This is a genomic window from Rubneribacter sp., assembly GCF_965361815.1.
Window position 1 is genome coordinate 74,596 of sequence record NZ_CBDTNW010000170.1, and the last position, 18,111, is coordinate 92,706.

Sequence of the window (18,111 nt, forward strand, 5' to 3'; positions counted from 1 at the left end):
CGACCTGTTGGCCGCTGCGCGCGAGGCGACGGCCGGCGGCGATGCGGGCCTGGTGGAGCTGCCTGCCGCCGAAGTGTCCGGCGTGCTGTGGTGGGACGCCAACCATGACGGCCTCTACAATGCGCAAGCCGAAGGCAACGCGGCGCCCGAGGACGTGCTGCCCGGCCGCACGGTGCGCCTTGCCGCGTGGATGCTGGACGACCAGGGTGCTTGGCAGCGCTATGCGGCTGGCGACCAAGAGGCGCTGACGGGCGACGACGGTCGCTTCTCCTTCACGGTGGCGGCCTCGGCGGCCGATGGCAACGTGCGTCGGCTTCTGGGCTACACGCTGGCGGTGGACGGCCAGGCGTTCGATGCGGCGGGTTCTGCGGGCGTGGGCGGCCTGCCGGTGACGGCTCTGCAAGCAGATTCGCCAACTTCCGACAACGACAACTCCAAGGTGCGCCGTCCGGGCGACGCCTCGGTTGCGGCGCCGCAGAACGCGGGGGACTATGCTATAGCCTGGAACACCGGAGCCGGCGCGGACGATCCGGCGCACCGCGTGCTGGGCGGCCGTATGGTGGTGGCCGAGCGCACGCAGCCGGGCATGGTGGCCGACTACGACCGCCTGGGCTACAACCTGGCCTTCGCCCAAGACGAAAACCGCATGAACGGCGGGTTCATCCCCGCTGAAACCGGCTCCATCGAAGGCGTGGTGTGGGAGGACGCCGACTACGACGGCGTGCAGGGAGATCCGGCGCAAGAGCCGGGCATCGAGGGCCGCAGCGTGCACCTGACCCAGTGGTACCTGGGCTCAGATGGCACCTGGGTGCAAAACGCAGACTTCTCCCGCACCACGACCACCAACGGGGAGGGCCGCTATGTCTTCGAGGGGCTGCCATCCTTTGTGCGGCTGGCCGCAGACGGCTCGTTTGCCCCGGCGGGGCACGCTACCGATGACTTCCGTTTGGCCTCCTACCGGGTGAGTGTGGATGCACCTGGCGAGGGCCGCATTGTCACGCACTATCATGCGGGCGATAATCCGCAGGCAGACTCCGACGCGTTGCTGGTTGCGGGCGAGGCCACCATACCGCTCTACGAGCAGTTCGTTTCCGCCGATGGGGCGGAACGCTCAGACGGCGCGGTCATTGTGGCGCATCCGGTGGCTGCGGACGATGCGAGATCTCCGTATGGCGTGGAGTATGCTGGTGTTGTGTTCGACCTGGTCCGCGTTCAGGCCAATCCTGTGTCCGGTGGCGATGCGGGCGAACATTTGGTTGCTACCACGCACATCGCGGGCGTGGTGTGGGAGGATGCTGACGGTAACGGGCTGCAAAACGAACGCTCGGAGGTGTCGGGTTCTTCGGAGGGTTATCGTCCGGAAGCTGGCATCGACGGCGTGGACGTGGTGCTTACCCGCTATGTGCCCGATGCGGGCAACGCGGATGGCGACGGCGATGGTTGGAAGGTGGACGAATCCTTCACGCCCATGGTTCAAGCAACTGGTCAGGGTGTGGATGGCTTTGGCCGCAACTCCCACGGTGTGTACCGCTTCGACGGTCTGGACGCGTGGGGTACGGTGGATGGTGCGCCTGTGGTGTACGCCTACCGAGTGGAGCTTGCCCATCCTGATGAGGTAAAGGCATCGTGGTTGGTGTCGGTTCCGCGTTTGGGAGAAGACGGCACCTTTGATTCCGATCTGTTCCAAGACGGCCTTCTGGCCGAGCGGGCGGCGCAGGAATATCTGGTGCTGCTGGGGTTGGCCGACGAGGGCACGGCGCTGGACAACCGGGTGCAAGCGCCGGCCTCGCGCGCAGACGGCGCGGCGTCGCTGGCAACGTACGACCTGGCGCGGGTGCTCTCGCGCGACCACGACGACGCCGGCCTCATGGCGCCGCCGGCAAACGCCATAGCGGGCACGCTGTGGGTTGATGCTAATTACGACGGTGTGATAAGCGACGGCGAGGAGTTGCTGGCGGGCAAACGCGTTGCGCTGTCCACGTGGCTTCTGGGCAAGGATGGCTGGACGAAGACAGGGGAGGCGTCCCAGCTTACAAACGGCGCGGGACGTTTCGAGTTCGGCGGGCTGGCCGCTTCGGCGCTTGACGAAGATGGCGTGCGGCGTTTGGTAGGCTACACACTTGCGGTTGACGGGTCCCAGGGCTCCGAGGGCACGGGTGGTCTGCCGGTCACGGTGCTGCAGACCGACTCGCCTGCGGCTGACAAGCTCAACTCCAAGGTGCGCCGGCCTGGAGACAACTCCGTCGTGCCGCCCGCGTCCGAGGAGGATAGGGCCATCGCCTGGACGGAATCTCATGTGGCCGAGTCCGACAAGTCCGTGCTGGACGGGCGCATTGTGCTGGCGCGTCCCGCTGCAGAGGGCGACGCCGCAGTGAACGGCTCCTACGTGCTTGAGGGCTTCAATGTGGCCGAGGGCCGCAGCGAGCTGCGCATGAACGGTGGCTTCGGACCCTTCCCGTTTGGCGTGCTCGAAGGCGTGGTGTGGGACGACGCGAATTACGACGGCACACAGGACCTAACCTCTCCCGGCGAGGAGGGTTTGGAGTTCGGCATGCCCGGACAGGCCGTGCGGATTACCCAGTGGTACCGCGAAAGCGGGGAATGGGTGCGAAACGAGGCGTTTGGCCGCACCGCGATCACCGACGAGCGGGGTCGCTACCGCTTTGAGGGCCTGGCGCCGTACGTGCAGATGAAGGATGGCGCGCCGGTGGAGGAGGGCCAGTTGGGCGACGACGACTTCCGCCTGGCGGCCTACCGGGTGTCGCTTGACGGCGCGCCCGAGGGCTACGCGGCCACGCGCTACCACGTGGGCGACGACCCCACGGTGGATTCGGACGCGCTGCTTGATGCAGCTAACCGGACGCTGTCTGTGGTGGAGCGCTATCCCGACGGTACCGAGGGCGCGCTGCGCGGCGATGGGTTCGCCGTGATGGCCGTTGCGGTTGACGGGGCTTTGAACAGCCAGTACCGCGATACGTTCGCGGGTGTGGAGTACGACGTGCTGCGCAGCGCGGTGGCCCAGCGCGGCGGCGACGCGGGCTTTGTGGCCGTGCGCCCGGCCAGCATCAGCGGCCGGGCGTGGGTGGACGCCGACGACGACGGCTTGCAGGGCCGGGACGAGGCCGGCCTGGCGGGCGTGAGGGTGAGTTTGTCGCGGTACGCGTACCGTTCGGGCGCGGCGGATGGCGATCGTTGGGAGTTCGACGAGGCGTTCGAGGCCAAAACGGCCGTCACGGCCGAGGACGGCTCCTACGCCTTCACCGGCTTGCCTGCTGTCGGCGTGGCTGCCGCGGACGACGGCACGGTGGAGACGTTGGTGTACGGCTACCGCGTGGTGGTGGAGGAGTTCCCGCAGGGCTTCGATGTTTCGCGGCTTGATGCGGGCGATGCCGCGCTCGATTCCGATTTGGACGAGGCGACGACGTGGCTGCTGCCCGACGAGCCGGTGGAGGGTCTGATCGTGCTGGCCGATGCGGCCGACGGCTCCGATCCGTCCGACATCGGGAACGGGCCCGGAGGCCGCGCGTACTCGCCGGTGGCCTCGCACGACTGCGCCTGCCTTGACGCGGGCTTCGTGCCGCACGGTCTGATGGTCATCGAGGGTCGTGTGTGGGATGACGACAACCGTAACGGTTTGCAGGATGTGGGAGAGCAGCCGCTCGTGGGCGTGGAGGTGCGCCTGGACCGCCGGGAGGTTGCGACGGGCGGCGATGCGGCGCCCGCCTCTGCGGCCGTCGGGCCCGCTGTCGCCGGGACTGACGAGGGTTGGACGGACGTGGCCGGCATGCCTTCGGGCGAGGATGGCACCTATCGCTTCGAGGAGCTTCCCGTCTGCTCGGAGACAGGCGCGCCTTACCAGTACCGCGTGCGCGCGGAGGGGCCGAAGGGCTCGCACGTCACCGAGCTTGACGCGCAGGGCAACACTCGCGACAACGAGGACAACGATTTCGCGCCGCTCGACCTCGACCGCGGGGACGCGCTCGGCGCGACTGCGGCCTTGACGCCCGGCTCGGCCCGATCCGAAGGGGCCAATGCGTTTGGGCAGTCCTTCGATCTGGTGCATGTGGCAAGCTGGACGCGCGCCGACGGCAACGCGGTGGATTTGGGGCTGTGGTTTGACGAGGGAGCGATCAAGCCTCTGCCCAAGCTGGGCGACCTGTGGGCGCGCCTGCCGTTCGCGCTGGTGGTCGCGGCGGTTGCCGCCACGGCGACGATCGCCGCGCGCCGCAGGCGCAGGCGCGGGCTGGACAAGGGCGAGCCTGTGGGTGCGTAGTCCGTCGCTGCATAGTCTGTCGGTTGGCGGGCGCTTCACGCGAAGCGCCCGCCTTTTTCTGGGTCCATTGCGTCCGAGCCTGCGATGGCAACCGCCAACCTCGACGAACCCGCCAGCGCGCAGCGCCTCGGCCGCCCGCCCCCTCTGCGTTCCCCGCCATCGCCCGCCTCCGTCGCGTCGCTTCGGCCCCCACTTATGGAAACCTGCGGGTTTCTGCGACCAGCCGACCGACCCGGGGGGAGCGGTGTCGTACGATAGCGAGGCGAATGTCATACAAAGGAGGACCATCCGCAGCCATGCACCCAGCAATCAGCTTGCTTCTTGTTCTGTTTTTCCTGATCATGAATGCCTTTTTCGTCGTTGCTGAGTTCTCGCTCGTGCGCGTGCGAAAGTCCCAGATCGAAATAGCCCTTGACGAGGGCAAAGGCGGCGCCAAGTACGCCAAGCTCATCGCCGACAACGTGAACGCCTATCTTTCGGCGTGCCAGCTGGGCATCACGTTGGCCTCGCTGGCCTTGGGCTGGCTGGGCGAGCCGGCTGTCTCGGCCCTCATCTCGCCCGCTCTTGCAGCCATCGGTTTGCCGGAGGCGGCCATCCACGCCATCGCCGTGGCCGTGGGCTTCATCATCATCACCGCTTTGCACATTGTGGTGGGCGAGCTTATCCCTAAGTCGCTCGCCATCTTCTCCACGGAGCGCTGGGCCCTGCTCACGGCGGGGCTGCTCGTGTGGTTCTACCGCATCACGTACCCCGTCATGTGGCTGTTCAACTCCATCACGAACGGCGTCATGAAGCTTTTGGGCCACGACGTGGCCAACGAGCACGAGGTGTACACCGACGAGGAGATCAAGCTGCTCATCGACGAGAGCACCGAAAGCGGCCTCATCGACCCCGAGCAAAACGAGTACGTGGACAACATCTTCGATCTAGGCGACAAGGACGCCGAGGCCATCATGACCCCGCGCACCGACGTCATCTGCATCGACCTGGAGGATTCGCTCGAAGAGAACCTGCAGCTGGTGCAGTCCTACAAGTTCACGCGCTACCCGGTGTGCCGCGACACGAAGGACCGCATCGTCGGCTTCGTGCATGTGAAGGACCTCTACACGCTGCCGCAAGACGCCACGGTGGACGATCTACGCGTGCGCCCGATCCAGGCGGTTCCCGAGGGCATCCCCATCGCGAAGCTGCTGCAAACTCTGCAGGCCGAACGCACGAAGATCGCCGTGGTCATAGACGAGCACGGCGGCACGGCGGGCATCGTCACCATGAGCGACATCATGGAGCAGATCGTCGGGCGCATAGACGACGAGTACCTGCACGGCGAGACGGACGAAGTGGTGAAGCTGGACGACGGCAGCTACCTCATCGACGGCTCGCTGCCCATCGACGACACGGTGGAGCTTATCGGCTTCGAGCCGGAGGAGTCGGAGGAGTGCGAGACGGCGGGCGGTTTGCTGCTCACGCTGTTCGACCGCATTCCCGACGAGGGCGACGCCGTTTCCGTGGAGGACGGCGGCAAAAAGGCGTCGTTCACCGTGATGGACATGGACCGCCATCGCATCGACAAGATCCGCGTGGTGCTGGAGTCCGCCTCCGAAGAGGCCGAGGAGGCGTAAGCCCCGCATCCGCCGCGCCTTGCGGCGCGCGGGGGTGCAGCCGTGTTGCGCGCCCCTCAGTCCACCTTCACGCCGACGAAGCGCTCGGCGTTGTGCCACAGCATGTTCTCCAGCTCGTCCTCGCTGAATCCCGCGTTGACGAACTGGTTGTACTCGTCGACCGGATCCCACATGGGGAAGTCGGACCCGAACATCACGCGGTCGGTGCCCCAGAGACGCGCAAGCTCCCGCGTGCGGCGCGGCCCTAAGAAGAACTGGGAACTGGACGCGTCGATGAACACGTTGTCCAGGTGGTGCAGCGTGTCGTACCCCACTTCGTAGCACGACCAGAAGCCGAAGTGGGCCGCGTCCACCACCAGGTCGGGGAACGTTTTCAAGATGTGCGCCAGGCGCCGGGGATGCGAGTAATCGTAGCGGTAGTCGCCGGTGTGCACCACCAGCGGCATGCGGCCTTCTATCATCTGGTAGATCTCCATGAGCCGAGGGTCGTCCATGTTCACCTTCTGCGTGTCCGGATGCAGCTTCATGCCGCGAAGCCCCAAGCTGATGGCGCGCTCTATCTCGGCCTCGGGATCGGGGTAATCCTGGTGCATGGTCATGAACCCGATGAACTCGGGATGCACGTAGCACTGCGTGGCTATGAAGTCGTTGATGCCCTCCACCGCACGCGCCGACGTGGCCACCGAATGCACGATGAAATGCGTGATGGGGGAGCGGTCCTTTACGGAGAGCAGGTGCTCGGCGGTGCCCTTGCCGTACATGTCCACCAGGTAGAACTCTCCGATGGCGTCCACGGCGCGCGCGGCTATTTTGTCGGGGTAGATGTGGGCATGGGCATCGATGACGGCCATGGGCAAGCTCCTTTGCGATCTGCGGCGTGTTTCGCCTTCGATTGTAGTGCAACGCTTGCGTTTGCGCAGCAGCCAAACGCGCTGCGTTGGGGACGCGGCGGCAGACGGGGAGCGCGGAGCGGAGCGAAGCAGGCGGGGCGCGGAACCGCACGCGCATTCGGGTCTGGCCCGCGCTCGGATGCCCGACCGGGGCTCGGATGCCTGGCCCTCGCTCGGATGCCTGGCCCGTGCTTTGAATTCCTTGCGCGAAAGCCCCCGTATGACTAGCACTCAAAGCGAAAGAGTGCTAATTTTTCCCTAGCGACTTTTCTGGCGGCTGCACAAGAACCTGCGCTGCGTTCCTTGGCGGCCGCTCGCTCACCGAAACGGGCGCCTCGCGCCCTGCAAAGCGAGAAAGGAACAGGATCGTGTCCAAGGATATCGCGTTCGACAACGACGCGCGCGCAAAGATGGCTGCGGGCGTGAGCAAACTGGCAGATGCCGTGCGGGTGACCATAGGCCCCAAGGGCCGCTACGTGGCAATGGAAAAGCCCAAGGAGAAGCCCAAAGTCAACGTCTCCAACGACGGTGCCACCGTGGCCGCCAACGTGGATCTTTCGGACCCGATAGAGAACATGGGCATGAAGATAGTGCGCGAGGCCGCCATCGCTGCGAACAACGACGCAGGTGACGGCACCACCACCGCCACCATCTTGGCCGATGCCATCGTGAGCGAGGGCGTGCGCTGCGTGACCGCCGGCTCCGATCCGCTGGCGCTGCGCCGCGGCATCCAACGCGCCGCCACCGCCATCGAGCAAGCGGTGCTCAAAGACGCGGTGGAGGTGTCCACGCGCGACCAGTTCGCGGAAATCGCCACGGTGTCGTCGGGCGATGCCGAGATCGGTGAGAAAATCGCCGACGCCCTGCAGGCCATCGGCAAAGACGGCATCATCTCCGTGGAGAAGTCGCAGAATTTCGGCATAGAGGTGGAGCTTCGCCAGGGCATGATGTTCGAGCACGGCTTCATCTCTCCGCAGATGGCCGACGACATGGGCCGCATGGAAGGCGAGCTGGTGGAGCCCTACATCCTGATGACCGACCAGCGCTTGGCCGACAACTTCAAAGACGTCGTGCCCGTGCTGGAGGAAGTCATGGATTCGGGCCATCCCCTGCTCATTGCCGCCGACGACGTGCGCGGCGAGTCCATGAAGGCGCTGCTTTTGAATCGTGCGCGCGGCACGCTCATCAGCGTGGCGGTGCAGGCACCCGGCCTCATGGACGGTGACCGCCGCAAGACGGAGCTGGAGGACCTGGCCATCCTCACGGGTGGCGAGGTCATCACGCCTGATCGCGGCCTGGCCCTGTCCGACGCCAAGAAGAGCATGCTCGGCCGTGCCGCCTTGGTGCAGATCACCAAGGACACCACCACGGTCATCGGGGGCAAGGGCAAGCCCGAGGCTGTCGAGGAGCGCTGCGCGCAGATCCGCAACGACCTTGAGCGCGAGCACACCGACTACGACCGCGACGTTCTGCGCGAGCGTTTGGCCAAGCTTTCCAACGGCCTTGCCGTGATGAAGGTGGGCGCCGCCACGGAAAGCGAGATGAACGAGATTCGCAGCCGCATCCAGGATGCGCTGCTGGCCACGCGTTCGGCCGCCGAGCAGGGCCTGGTGGCAGGCGGCGGCGTGGCGCTTCTGCAGGCGGCGTCCGCCGTGGACGCGCTGGCGTGCGACAACGCCGACGAGCAGCTGGGAATCGACATCGTCCGCAAGGCCGTGGAGGAGCCGTTGCGCGCGCTGGCGTACGCGTCGGGCTTCGACGGCAACGTGGAAGTGGAAAAGGCCAAGGAGGCCAAGCAGGGCTTCGGCTTGAATTGCGTGACCGGCGAGTACGGCGACATGATCTCCATGGGCGTGGCCGATCCCGCGAAGGTGGCCTGCACGGCGCTGCAAGCTGCGGCGTCGGTGGCCAGCCTCATCCTCATCACCAACGCCTCGGTGACCGAGGCGGCGAAGCAGGCTGCAGGCGAGGACGAGTAAGCTGGTCCGCGCCGTAGGGCGTTCGCTGAAGGCCGAGTGCCTTTTCGGATGATGCGAAGCGAGGGTCCGTGCTTTGAGCGCGGACCCTCGCTCTTTGCGCGCTGAACGCGTTTGGTGCGTTGGACGCGGCGCAGTCAAAGCAGGCGTCCCGCGTGAAACGCGCTGCGCCTCGCCTTTCTATGCCTCGCTCCGTTGCGCCGCGTCCTGTTGCGCCTCGCTCTGTTGCGCCTCGCTCTGTTGCGCCACGTCCTGTTGCGCTGCGTCCCGTTGTGCTTCGCCTTTCTGCGCTTCGCCCTGTTGCGTCCTGTTGCGCTGCTCTTGGCAGAGGAGCTGCGTTCCGCCTGCTCGTGGCAGTCGCTGTTCCTCTTGCTTGCCCATTCTTTTCGATTCCAAGAGCACAGGGCAAACGAATGTTTCACGTGAAACATTCCCGGGTTCCCCGTTGCGCCGCTTGCGACGGAACAGCCACCTTGGCCTGTTCGCAGCAAAAGCAGCTCCCTGTTTGCTTGCCCCGTCCGTTCGCGGCGATACGACGCAAGAATGTTTCACGTGAAACATTCTTGCGTCGTGCACGCCCATTGCGTCAAGGAGGGCGCTACTTGCGCACCACCGAAACGCGCTCGCGCACATGGTTGCCGCTCTCCGCTTCGTCGGCCAGGGCAATAGCGTAGTCGGCGTAGCTGATGACGGATCCCTGAGACCCCGTTATCAGCTCTTCGCCGCCCAGCAGGTATTCGCCCGTGCGCTCACCGTCGGCTTGGAAGTCGGCTGCGGGGCTTATGTAGGTCCACCGCACGTCGTCGCGCGTGCGCAGCTCGGCCAGCGCTTCGGCCATGGCGGAGGCTAGCGGCTTGAACGTGTCGGGGAACTCGGGGGTTTGGTCAAGCGTGACGGTGTGCTCCGGATTGACGAACAGGCTGCCCGCGCCGCCCACCACCAGCAGGCGCGTGTCGGTGCCGGAGAGCAGGTCGGCCAGATGCCGAAGCGAAGTGGAATGCTGGGGCGGCGTCTCGGGCGTCCAAGCGCCGAAGGCGTCCACCACCGCATCGAATCCGGCGAGGTCGGTGGCTTCGAGATCGAACAGGTCCTTGCGCACCGCGTGCTGCGCGGCCGTCCGGTTCTCGCCGCGCACGAACGCGGTCACTTCGCTGCCGCGGTTCACCAGCTCTTCTGTGATGAGCGTGCCCGCTTTGCCGTTCGCGGCGACAACTGCGATCTTCATGAGGGTTCCTTTCTCGTAGGGGCGCTTTGCCCGTTTGCGTTCTGACGAAACGTAGCTTAGAATGCAGAGCACCAAAGGGAAAGTAGGCACAATATTGTGCTGTAGGTACCTTTTGGTAACTATAAAGCAATGCAGGAGGCAGCGTCGAAGCGATGTGCGAGGTGCGCCGCAGCGATGCGAGAGATGCGCCGCGACGATGCAAGGGGTGCGCCGCAGCGATGCGGGGAGTCGCGCCGCAGCAATGCGGGGAGTCGCGCCGCGGCAATGCAAGGGGGACGGTGTGCGGCCGAGGCGCGCCGCAACGATGCGGGGGCGCCGCGGCAATGCGCGAAGTCGTGTTGGATCATGGCAGCCGCAAGGCGCGTTGCCGCAGGAGGGACTTTGCGACGGGGAAAAAAGGCCGCGCGCTGTGTTGCGGCATCGCACGGAGCAAGAAAGGATTCTCATGGATGGAACAAACGGAGCATACGCTGAGTTCAGCAACGAGCACGCGCCGAAACGTGCGGATTTGCCGGCGTGCCCGGTGGAGACATGCGTGCGGCTCATCGGCAGCAAATGGCGACTGCTCATCATGCGCGACCTGCTGCTGAACAAGACGATGCGCTTCAAAGAACTCCAGCGTTCCGTCGGCGGCATCTCGCAGAAGGTGCTCACGTCCAACCTGCGCGATATGGAGGAAGCGGGGCTGGTGATTCGTCGCGTGTATCCCGAGGTGCCGCCGCATGTGGAGTACTCGCTCACGGGCACGGGCGAAAGCCTTCGCCCCATCATCGACGCCATGTGGACCTGGGGCGAGGGCTACCAGGCGAAGGCGCGGTGAGCGCTGCGGACCAGTCCGTCCGTGCAATGGAACCGCCCGCAAGCGAACAGGTAAGTCGGAACGAATGTTTCACGTGAAACATTCTGGCGCGCAAGCGTCCCGCGTCCGCGTCTGGTACGTCGTATGCCCGTGTACCCAAATGTCCAATGCGTCCGAGCGCCTGTACGTCTGCTACGCGTCCAATGTGCCTGGGCGCCGCCCGCGCCTTCGCGTGCTTGGCGTGTCGGACTCGCCCATAGATGCGGTTTAGCGTCCCCAGCAAACCCTTGACGATAGCCTTGCGTCACTACGGTAACGGACGAGAATTTTTCGACGATATTTACCGAAACGGGGTCGCTTGCGTAGCTGCGACGGGCGGATGCGCGTGAAGCTTGCCTGCGCAGCGCTCGTTCGCTATAGTGGTGGCCCGCATTGCCGAGGAGCGTATCATGATCTGGTTCACATCCGACCTTCACCTAGGGCACGCCAAAGCCGTCGAATTCACAGGGCGGCCGTTTTCCGACGTTGACGCTATGAACGAAGCGCTCGTCGACCGCATCAACGCGCACGTCGCTTCCGACGACGTCCTCTACATCCTCGGCGACTTCTCGTTCAAAATCACCCGCGAGCAGGCGGCCGCTTGGCGCCGTCGCATCGCCTGCCGCAACGTGCGCCTGGTGCCGGGCAACCACGACAAGGATTGGGCGCAGCCCGGCGTGGCCGGCACGTTCGTCGTGGAACCGCTCATCTGCACCGTCAAGATAGACGGGGGCCGCAAGCTCATCCTGTCGCACTACCCGTTGATGGACTGGCCGTCGCTGGCCCACGGGTCCATTCATCTGCACGGGCACATCCACGCGAGCCGCGCCTACAACGAATGGTGCCGCGCTCAGCGTTTGCTGCGCTACGACGTGGGGGTGGACGCCAACGGCTACGAGCCCGTTTCGCTCGACCACGTGCTGGCGTGGTTCAAGGGAGTGGAGCACCGTCCCCGGGTCCGTCGCGCCGATTGGGAGAGGGCAGTGCTGCAAGGCACCGACGAGCCTGCCGATCCAGGGAATGAAAAGCGCTGGTAGGCGCTCTGCTGTTCAAGGCGGCGCGGGACTCCCTTCATCGCCTGCCTGCGATGCGGTTGTTGCGGTGTCGTCAAGGCTTCGGCGCGCCTTCCCTGCATGCTCTGGCGTATTTCGAGGCGGAGCATGCGCTCGGTGCCGTTTTCGCGATTGCGCGCCATGCTGGCGACGTTGGAAGAGGGGGGCTGATGGACGCCGCAACCGCCGGGGCAATTTGTCCCCATGGGCAATCCTGCGCAATCATCCGAACCAGCCCGCTTGATAGTTGCCAGGACGATTCGCCTCAATCTTCATATATCGAGAAAAGCGGGGAGATAGCACGCGTCGTCCGGGGCGTCTGCTACGTCCCCGAGAAAAGCGGCTCCTCGACACCGAGGTCCCCGCGAGCGTGGACGAAGTGGTCCGCGCCATAGCGCGCGCCAACAAGTGGGTGGTCGCGCCAGCCGGCGATGCCGCGCTGGACGCCCTGGGCCTCGACACGCAGGTACTTGTTGTAGGCGTCACCTTTCAGCCTGGGCAGGTTTCCGCGCTCGAGGAAGCCGAACGATCCGGTCTGCTCCGCCAGTAGGTAGGCGAGCTGGGTGCGCATGTAGACCTCGACGTGCTCGACCATCAGTAGGTCGGCTTGCTGCTCGTATGTGAGGAACGGTTTCGTGTACTTCATGGGAAAAGGTCCTTAGAGCGGCAAAAACCCGCCAGTGTGCATGCTCGAAAGCAGAGGCCAGGCGGGCTTACTGACGGCATCATACCATGCGGATTGCTTTTTTGGTCGAAACTCGCTAGAGGAACACGGCCTTCCCGTAGGCGACCGCAAGGCTGAGATGCGCACCATCGACGCTGAGGAGCCGGTCTTCCTGCACGACTACTATGAGAAGCTCAAGAACAACACAGGCAACGTGCTTCTCGGCTTCAGCACCCACGTGGCCATCAAACAGATGCATCTCCACAAGCCCGCTGACATGGAAAGCGCAGTCAGGTCGTATGTCTCCACGGCGTTCTCGCTGCTCATGTCCGGCGAGCGCAAGATGATAAACGAATGTGATCTCACTACCTACAAATATCACCACACCATCCTGTCCAAAGCCTGGTCCTACTTCGCAGACGGCCTTAGCAAGGAGGAGAGAGTCGGAGCCATTGGCGTGTGCAAGCACTGTCACCGCTTCTTCGAGCAACAACGCAACACGAAGCAATTCTGCAGCGACTCGTGCAGGGTGATGCACCTGCAGTCTTACGGAGATGAGCAGGCCGAAAACGAGCCCTACGAAACTGACGTCATGCGCTAGCGCGCCTGTCGCCCACCTTCGACAAGAAGCAAGAGGACGGCACCACCAAGAAGAAGCACAAGAAGGCACAGCGCGTCGTTGAGGGCATCAGGGAGCATGCCTGCTGCGAGACAAAAGAAAACAGGCCAGCTACTTGAATCAGTAAGCTGACCTGTGTAAATGCTGGTCGCGGGGGCAGGATTTGAACCTACGACCTCCGGGTTATGAGCCCGGCGAGCTACCAGACTGCTCCACCCCGCATCATTGCGCCTACCCTTCCTGCACGAAGCGCTTCAGGCAGGAAAAGCGGCAAGAACAAATAATACCCATGCTGCGTTGCGGCTTCAAGTGTTAGTTTGCCCACCATGAAACGAACACAATCATGCGCCATGCGGGCGAGCGGCGATGCGCGGTGCGCGGCATGCGCGGGTGGTGGACGAGGGGTTGGTTTGGGTGGGAAGTCGGGCGAGGGATCGCGGGCGGGAAGTCGCGGTAGGTGCCCCTAGCTTTCCGTACCCATCGCAGTACTAACCGATCATGGGCGGGTGAGTGGCGCGGATTATGCGCGGATCGTGGGCGGGGAGGTGACAGGGGCGAGCGAACTCGAGATGACGGGGCTTGCACGGCTTTGCGGCGTTGAGTTTGTGACGTGGAAGGATGCGCGGGCGGGTGATGCAGGCGCGCTGTGGCGCCGACGATCCTACGGCGGTCCGAGGACAGCCCAAGATGACGCGATCATCTCGCCAGCCAGCCCCAACCGTCCAGCTACTCCAACTGCCGATTCGCTCCCAGCCGCCCGACCCGGCCTCCCGCCCCAAACCTCCCAATCCGGCCTGCCAACTCAGCCGCCCGCCCCAAGCCTCCCGATCAGCGCGTTACCCTTTCGTATCGTTGTCGCTCTCCGCGCCCCTCGCGCCCCCAAGGCGTGTATAGTGGATGGTGGGCGCTCGCCTGAAAGGGGCCATGCGTCTTCTGCTACCTTTGGAAAAGAGGCTCTCCTATGAAAACATTTCTCGATGCGGTTCGCTCGAACATGGTCGCCCAGGCGGTCTTGTCCATCGTCTTGGGGTTGCTGCTGGCGTTTTTGCCGGGCGTCACCGCCATCGCCGTTGTGTACATGCTCGCCGTTTACCTAGCGGTGTCGGGCGCGGCTTCGCTCGTTGCCTACCTGCGCTCGGCTGGCCCGCGCTATCGCTCCCCCTTGGTGCTCGCCAATGCGGTGGTGCTGCTGGTCCTTGCCTTGCTCGTGTTCATGTTTCCGCAGGTTGTTGCGGGGTTCTTCTCGCTGATTCTGGGCGTTTTGCTGCTTATCGGCGGCGTGGTCAACGCCGTTCGATCGCTTGAGCTGCGCGCGTACCAAGGCGGCGTCTGGGTGGTTGCGATGCTCGTGAGCGTGGCCGTTGCAATCGGGGGCATCGTCATCATCGCCAACCCGTTTGCCACCACCGCCATGTTCGTGTTGGTGCTCGGCGTGCTGCTTGTTGCGAAGGGCGTCTCCGATCTGGTTATCGAGCGCAAGCTTGCCCGCTTGTCCAAGGAGTTGTAGCCATTCGGCGCAGGGCCGTGCTCCCCATTCGCGGCGCGGGCGCGCCTCGGCGGCGCGCTCCTGCGCCGGCGTTTCCGCATTCAGGCTCTTCCGACTGCGTTCTTGCGCTAAAATCTTGACGCAATTTTTGAGCAATTTCGCGCAAGCGATCGCAAGAGGAGTGTGGTATGGACAAGGAGCAGGGGACTGCCGGCGCGCGCTCGGTCGTAGGTGAGGCCGCCGGCGCGCGCTCGACCGTTGGTGAGGCCGCCGTCGGCGCGCAGCCGGTCGGGCGCGAGCGGTTCGCATCGCGGCTCGGCTTCATCTTGATCAGCGCCGGTTGCGCCATTGGCTTGGGCAACGTGTGGCGGTTCCCCTACATCGTGGGCGAGTACGGCGGCGCCGCGTTCGTGCTCATGTACCTGGTGTTTTTGGTTATCCTGGGGTTGCCGGTCATGGTGATGGAGTTCGCCGTGGGCCGAGCCAGCCAGAAATCGGCCGCTCAGGCGTTCGACGCGTTGCAGCCCTCGCGGCGTTGGCACTGGTTTTCGTGGTGGGGATACGTCGGCTGCATGATCCTCATGATGTTCTACACCACGGTGTGCGGCTGGATGCTGGCCTACATTCCCAAGATGGCCTCGGGCACGTTCGGCGCTGCCGACGCTGCGGCCACCGGGCAGATATTCAATGCCATGCTCGCCAATCCCGGCGAGCTGGTGGGGTGGATGCTGGCCGCCATCGCCATCGGCTTCGTCATTTGCAGCATGGGCCTGCAAAAGGGCGTCGAGCGCGTCACCAAATGGATGATGGCCACGTTGTTCGTGGTCATGTTGCTGCTCTGCGTGCGCGCCGTCACGCTGCCAGGCGCGGGCGAGGGCATTGCGTTCTACCTTGTTCCCGACTTCTCGCGTCTGTTTGCGGGCACCACTTTTGCCGAGCAGTGGGGCACGTTCGGCGAGGCCGTGTACGCCGCCATGGGCCAGGCGTTTTTCAGTTTGTCGCTCGGCATTGCGGCGATGGAGATATTCGGCAGCTACATCGGCCGCGAGCGCAGCCTCACAGGCGAGGCCGTGTCCGTGACGGCGCTCAACACCGTCGTCGCCGTGCTGGCCGGCCTCATCATCTTTCCGGCGTGCTTCGCCTACGGTGTCAGCCCCGATCAAGGTCCGTCGCTTGTGTTCGTCACGCTGCCCATGGTGTTTGGGCAGATGCCGCTTGGCAACGTGTGGGGCGCGCTGTTCTTCGTGTTCATGGCGTTTGCGGCCCTGTCGACGGTCATCGCCGTGTTCGAGAACCTGATCAGCTGGTCGATGGACAAATGGGGATGGACGCGCCGGCGCGCCGTGCTGGCCAACGCCGTGCTGGTCACGGTGCTCAGCCTTCCGTGCGCGCTCGGGTTCAACGTGCTTTCCGACATCTCCATTCCGGCCATCGGCGACATCCAGTCCATCGAGGACTTCATCGTGTCGAACAACATGCTGCCGCTGGGCAGCCTGCTGTTCGTGCTGTTCTGCACCACGCGCAAGGGCTGGGGTTGGGAGAGCTTCCTTGCCGAGGCCGACGCGGGCAAGGGCGCGAGGTTTCCCGTGTGGGCGCGCCCGTGGCTCAAGTACGGCATTCCCGCGCTCATCGTGATCATCTTCGTGATGGGCTACGTGCCCAAAGTGAGCGTGTGGCTGGGCTTGGCGTAGGGCGGTCAGCGGCTCGTTTTCCGTTCGCGCACCGCTCTCCCCTCGGCTTCGGCTAGCTCGTCGCGGGCGGCTTTGTAACGCAGGTATCCTTCCGAGACCTGCTGCCTGCTAACAAGCGTCAGCGCCCCCAGCACGACGATAGTGAATCCGCACGCGGGCCACAGCGGCTCAACGCCCCAGGGATTGCCGGCGAAATGCCAGATGGCCGCAATGGCGCCCCCGCCAAGCATCGACCAGAACGCCGCTGTGCTGCTCACGCGCGGCCACACCATGGCAACCAGAAGCACAACGCCCACCACCGAGCGAATCTGAAACGCGGCGTAGAGTTGCCCCAAGATGGAGGAGGCGTTCAGTCCCAGCCACGTGGACACGATTCCCAGCGCCACCACCATGAGCCGCGAGAACGCAAGGCGTTGGCGGTCGGTGCTGTGCGGTCGCACGACGGCGTAGAAATCCTGCGTGAGCGTGTTGGAGACGAACAGCAACGCGGCGGGTGCCGAAGACCAGATGGCGGCTGCAATAGCCATGGACACCACGCCTCCCACGACGGGGCCTTGGGCATTTGACATGGAGAACAGGATGGAGTTCGGGTCCGCGTCGGGCATGACCAGCACGCCGCACATGCCGATGATGGCGGGCAGGGTGGCGAACGGGATGACGATGGCCGCAGCTCCCCAAGCCCCAATGCCCATGTCGCGTGCCGATCGGGCCGATATGGAGGCGGTCACCATCGTGGCCGCCGCAAGGAAGCTGATGCCGATGCCGATGGCGTTTGCCAAGGTTGACCAGGGATCTGGCTGCAGCAGGTCGAAGTAGCTTGAGGGAAGCTGCTCCTGCAGGACCGCCAGGCCGCCGGCCATGTTCAGGCTGCCCGACGTGGCCACGACAAGCCCCGCGTACATGACCACCATGTGCACGATGTTCATGATGGCCAAGCCCCGCATGCCTCCCATCAACGTGACCAAGATGAACAGCGCGGACACCATCCAGGCCAGGAGGGTGGGGTCAAGGCCGGTCATGGGGGCGATGAGCGCTGCGGCGCTGATGGGTTGGGACGAGTACAGAAAGCAGTACGTCACCACCACGATGATGAGCATCACGGCGCGGCAGCGCTCATCGAACATGAACCGGAATGCCTCCGGCACGGACAAAATGTCGTATTTTCTGTGCATGGCCCGGTAGAACCGCGCCGCGAACACAATGAACACTATCATGCCGATGGACATGCCCCAGTTTACCCACACAGCCGATATGCCGGTGGTGAACCCGGTGGCGGCTTTGCCGATGGTGGCCGCCCCCGCCATCATCTCGGCGAACAGAAGCGGGACGATCATGTACCACGCAAGGTTTCCCTGCGCGGTGAGGAACTGGCGGGACGACACCTTCCCGCGCGCCGCCACGACGGCGCCTATTCCCACGGTGAGAACGATGTACAGGACAAGCATGGCAAGGGGGATGTTCATGCGGACTCCTCTCCAAGAAACTCGTTTCGCCACGCCTCGCCGGCGCCGAGGGAGCAGGTGGGCTGCAGCAACGGCGAGGCGTGGTGAAGCCGGAGGCCCCGCCAGATCGCGCTGGCGGGGCGAGACGCTTCAAACGGCTTGCTCAGCACAGGCCCATGGCCATCCACAGCGGGATGCTGCCCATCATGGCCACGATGGCGATGACGGCGTACGCGTACGCGGACTTCGTGAACTCCTTGATGGTGACGTACTCGTTGCCGGCAACGCCCAGCGCGCCCAGCACGAACGGGTTCATGAAGCCGTTGAACCAGATGT

Annotated in this window: 12 protein-coding genes and 1 tRNA gene (1 of these 13 only partly in view); 9 read left to right on the plus strand and 4 right to left on the minus strand. The window is 64.6% G+C overall.

The genetic code is table 11. The features are described from left to right. Both ACWKY3_RS12305 and ACWKY3_RS12310 read left to right on the plus strand, forming a co-directional pair. Positions 1-4,273: the 3' portion of an SdrD B-like domain-containing protein gene (locus tag ACWKY3_RS12305; RefSeq protein WP_449316694.1), read on the plus strand. It extends 25,643 nt beyond the left edge of the window; the window shows 4,273 of its 29,916 coding nt (coding positions 25,644-29,916); its start codon lies off the left edge, out of view; its stop codon occupies positions 4,271-4,273. A gap of 296 nt (positions 4,274-4,569) precedes the next feature. Further along, positions 4,570-5,892, plus strand: coding sequence for a hemolysin family protein (locus ACWKY3_RS12310; protein ID WP_449316693.1), 1,323 nt, complete (start codon positions 4,570-4,572; stop codon positions 5,890-5,892). A gap of 56 nt (positions 5,893-5,948) precedes the next feature. On the opposite strand, the gene ACWKY3_RS12315 is transcribed toward ACWKY3_RS12310, so the two are convergent. Next, complete coding sequence (locus tag ACWKY3_RS12315; RefSeq protein ID WP_449316692.1) at positions 5,949-6,743, minus strand: amidohydrolase family protein; 795 nt, start codon at positions 6,741-6,743, stop codon at positions 5,949-5,951. A 407-nt stretch (positions 6,744-7,150) separates the two neighbouring features. Here ACWKY3_RS12315 and groL point away from each other — a divergent pair, with 407 nt between their 5' ends. Next, positions 7,151-8,761, plus strand: coding sequence for a chaperonin GroEL (groL, locus tag ACWKY3_RS12320; protein ID WP_449316691.1), 1,611 nt, complete (start codon positions 7,151-7,153; stop codon positions 8,759-8,761). Positions 8,762-9,356: 595 nt separating this feature from the next. On the opposite strand, the gene ACWKY3_RS12325 is transcribed toward groL, so the two are convergent. Beyond that, positions 9,357-9,983: an NAD(P)-dependent oxidoreductase gene (locus tag ACWKY3_RS12325; RefSeq protein ID WP_449316690.1), complete on the minus strand. Its 627-nt coding sequence runs from the start codon at positions 9,981-9,983 to the stop codon at positions 9,357-9,359. Positions 9,984-10,428: 445 nt separating this feature from the next. Between ACWKY3_RS12325 and ACWKY3_RS12330 the strand changes: the two genes are divergently transcribed. The 4 genes from ACWKY3_RS12330 to ACWKY3_RS12345 all read left to right on the plus strand — a co-directional run bounded on the left by ACWKY3_RS12330 (position 10,429) and on the right by ACWKY3_RS12345 (position 13,138). Next, the gene (locus ACWKY3_RS12330; RefSeq protein WP_449316689.1) at positions 10,429-10,803 is read left to right on the plus strand and encodes a winged helix-turn-helix transcriptional regulator; all 375 of its coding nucleotides are present in this window, start codon (positions 10,429-10,431) and stop codon (positions 10,801-10,803) included. A 428-nt stretch (positions 10,804-11,231) separates the two neighbouring features. After that, complete coding sequence (locus ACWKY3_RS12335) at positions 11,232-11,858, plus strand: metallophosphoesterase (protein ID WP_449316688.1); 627 nt, start codon at positions 11,232-11,234, stop codon at positions 11,856-11,858. Positions 11,859-12,243: 385 nt separating this feature from the next. Next, positions 12,244-12,423 (plus strand): hypothetical protein, encoded by a 180-nt coding sequence (locus ACWKY3_RS12340; RefSeq protein ID WP_449316687.1) that lies wholly within the window; start codon positions 12,244-12,246, stop codon positions 12,421-12,423. Between the two features lie 253 nt (positions 12,424-12,676). Continuing rightward, the gene (locus ACWKY3_RS12345) at positions 12,677-13,138 is read left to right on the plus strand and encodes a hypothetical protein (protein WP_449316686.1); all 462 of its coding nucleotides are present in this window, start codon (positions 12,677-12,679) and stop codon (positions 13,136-13,138) included. Between the two features lie 163 nt (positions 13,139-13,301). On the opposite strand, the gene ACWKY3_RS12350 is transcribed toward ACWKY3_RS12345, so the two are convergent. Continuing rightward, positions 13,302-13,378 (minus strand) — tRNA-Met (locus ACWKY3_RS12350). A gap of 739 nt (positions 13,379-14,117) precedes the next feature. Here ACWKY3_RS12350 and ACWKY3_RS12355 point away from each other — a divergent pair. Both ACWKY3_RS12355 and ACWKY3_RS12360 read left to right on the plus strand, forming a co-directional pair. Next, the gene (locus tag ACWKY3_RS12355; protein WP_449316685.1) at positions 14,118-14,663 is read left to right on the plus strand and encodes a DUF308 domain-containing protein; all 546 of its coding nucleotides are present in this window, start codon (positions 14,118-14,120) and stop codon (positions 14,661-14,663) included. Positions 14,664-14,830: 167 nt separating this feature from the next. After that, positions 14,831-16,333: a sodium-dependent transporter gene (locus ACWKY3_RS12360; protein ID WP_449316684.1), complete on the plus strand. Its 1,503-nt coding sequence runs from the start codon at positions 14,831-14,833 to the stop codon at positions 16,331-16,333. Between the two features lie 5 nt (positions 16,334-16,338). On the opposite strand, the gene ACWKY3_RS12365 is transcribed toward ACWKY3_RS12360, so the two are convergent. Continuing rightward, positions 16,339-17,796 carry a sodium:solute symporter family protein gene (locus ACWKY3_RS12365; RefSeq protein ID WP_449316683.1) on the minus strand — a complete coding sequence of 486 codons (1,458 nt, stop codon included), beginning with the start codon at positions 17,794-17,796 and terminating at the stop codon, positions 16,339-16,341. Positions 17,797-18,111: the final 315 nt, after the last annotated feature.

What these genes read in the sequence shown, in the direction of transcription:
- ACWKY3_RS12310 (WP_449316693.1), top strand. Translation starts at nt 4,570, where the DNA reads ATGCACCCAGCAATCAGCTTGCTTCTTGTTCTGTTTTTCCTGATCATG.
- ACWKY3_RS12315 (WP_449316692.1), bottom strand. Translation starts at nt 6,743, where the DNA reads ATGGCCGTCATCGATGCCCATGCCCACATCTACCCCGACAAAATAGCC.
- ACWKY3_RS12325 (WP_449316690.1), bottom strand. Translation starts at nt 9,983, where the DNA reads ATGAAGATCGCAGTTGTCGCCGCGAACGGCAAAGCGGGCACGCTCATC.
- ACWKY3_RS12330 (WP_449316689.1), top strand. Translation starts at nt 10,429, where the DNA reads ATGGATGGAACAAACGGAGCATACGCTGAGTTCAGCAACGAGCACGCG.
- ACWKY3_RS12335 (WP_449316688.1), top strand. Translation starts at nt 11,232, where the DNA reads ATGATCTGGTTCACATCCGACCTTCACCTAGGGCACGCCAAAGCCGTC.
- ACWKY3_RS12345 (WP_449316686.1), top strand. Translation starts at nt 12,677, where the DNA reads ATGCGCACCATCGACGCTGAGGAGCCGGTCTTCCTGCACGACTACTAT.
- ACWKY3_RS12355 (WP_449316685.1), top strand. Translation starts at nt 14,118, where the DNA reads ATGAAAACATTTCTCGATGCGGTTCGCTCGAACATGGTCGCCCAGGCG.
- ACWKY3_RS12360 (WP_449316684.1), top strand. Translation starts at nt 14,831, where the DNA reads ATGGACAAGGAGCAGGGGACTGCCGGCGCGCGCTCGGTCGTAGGTGAG.
- ACWKY3_RS12365 (WP_449316683.1), bottom strand. Translation starts at nt 17,796, where the DNA reads ATGAACATCCCCCTTGCCATGCTTGTCCTGTACATCGTTCTCACCGTG.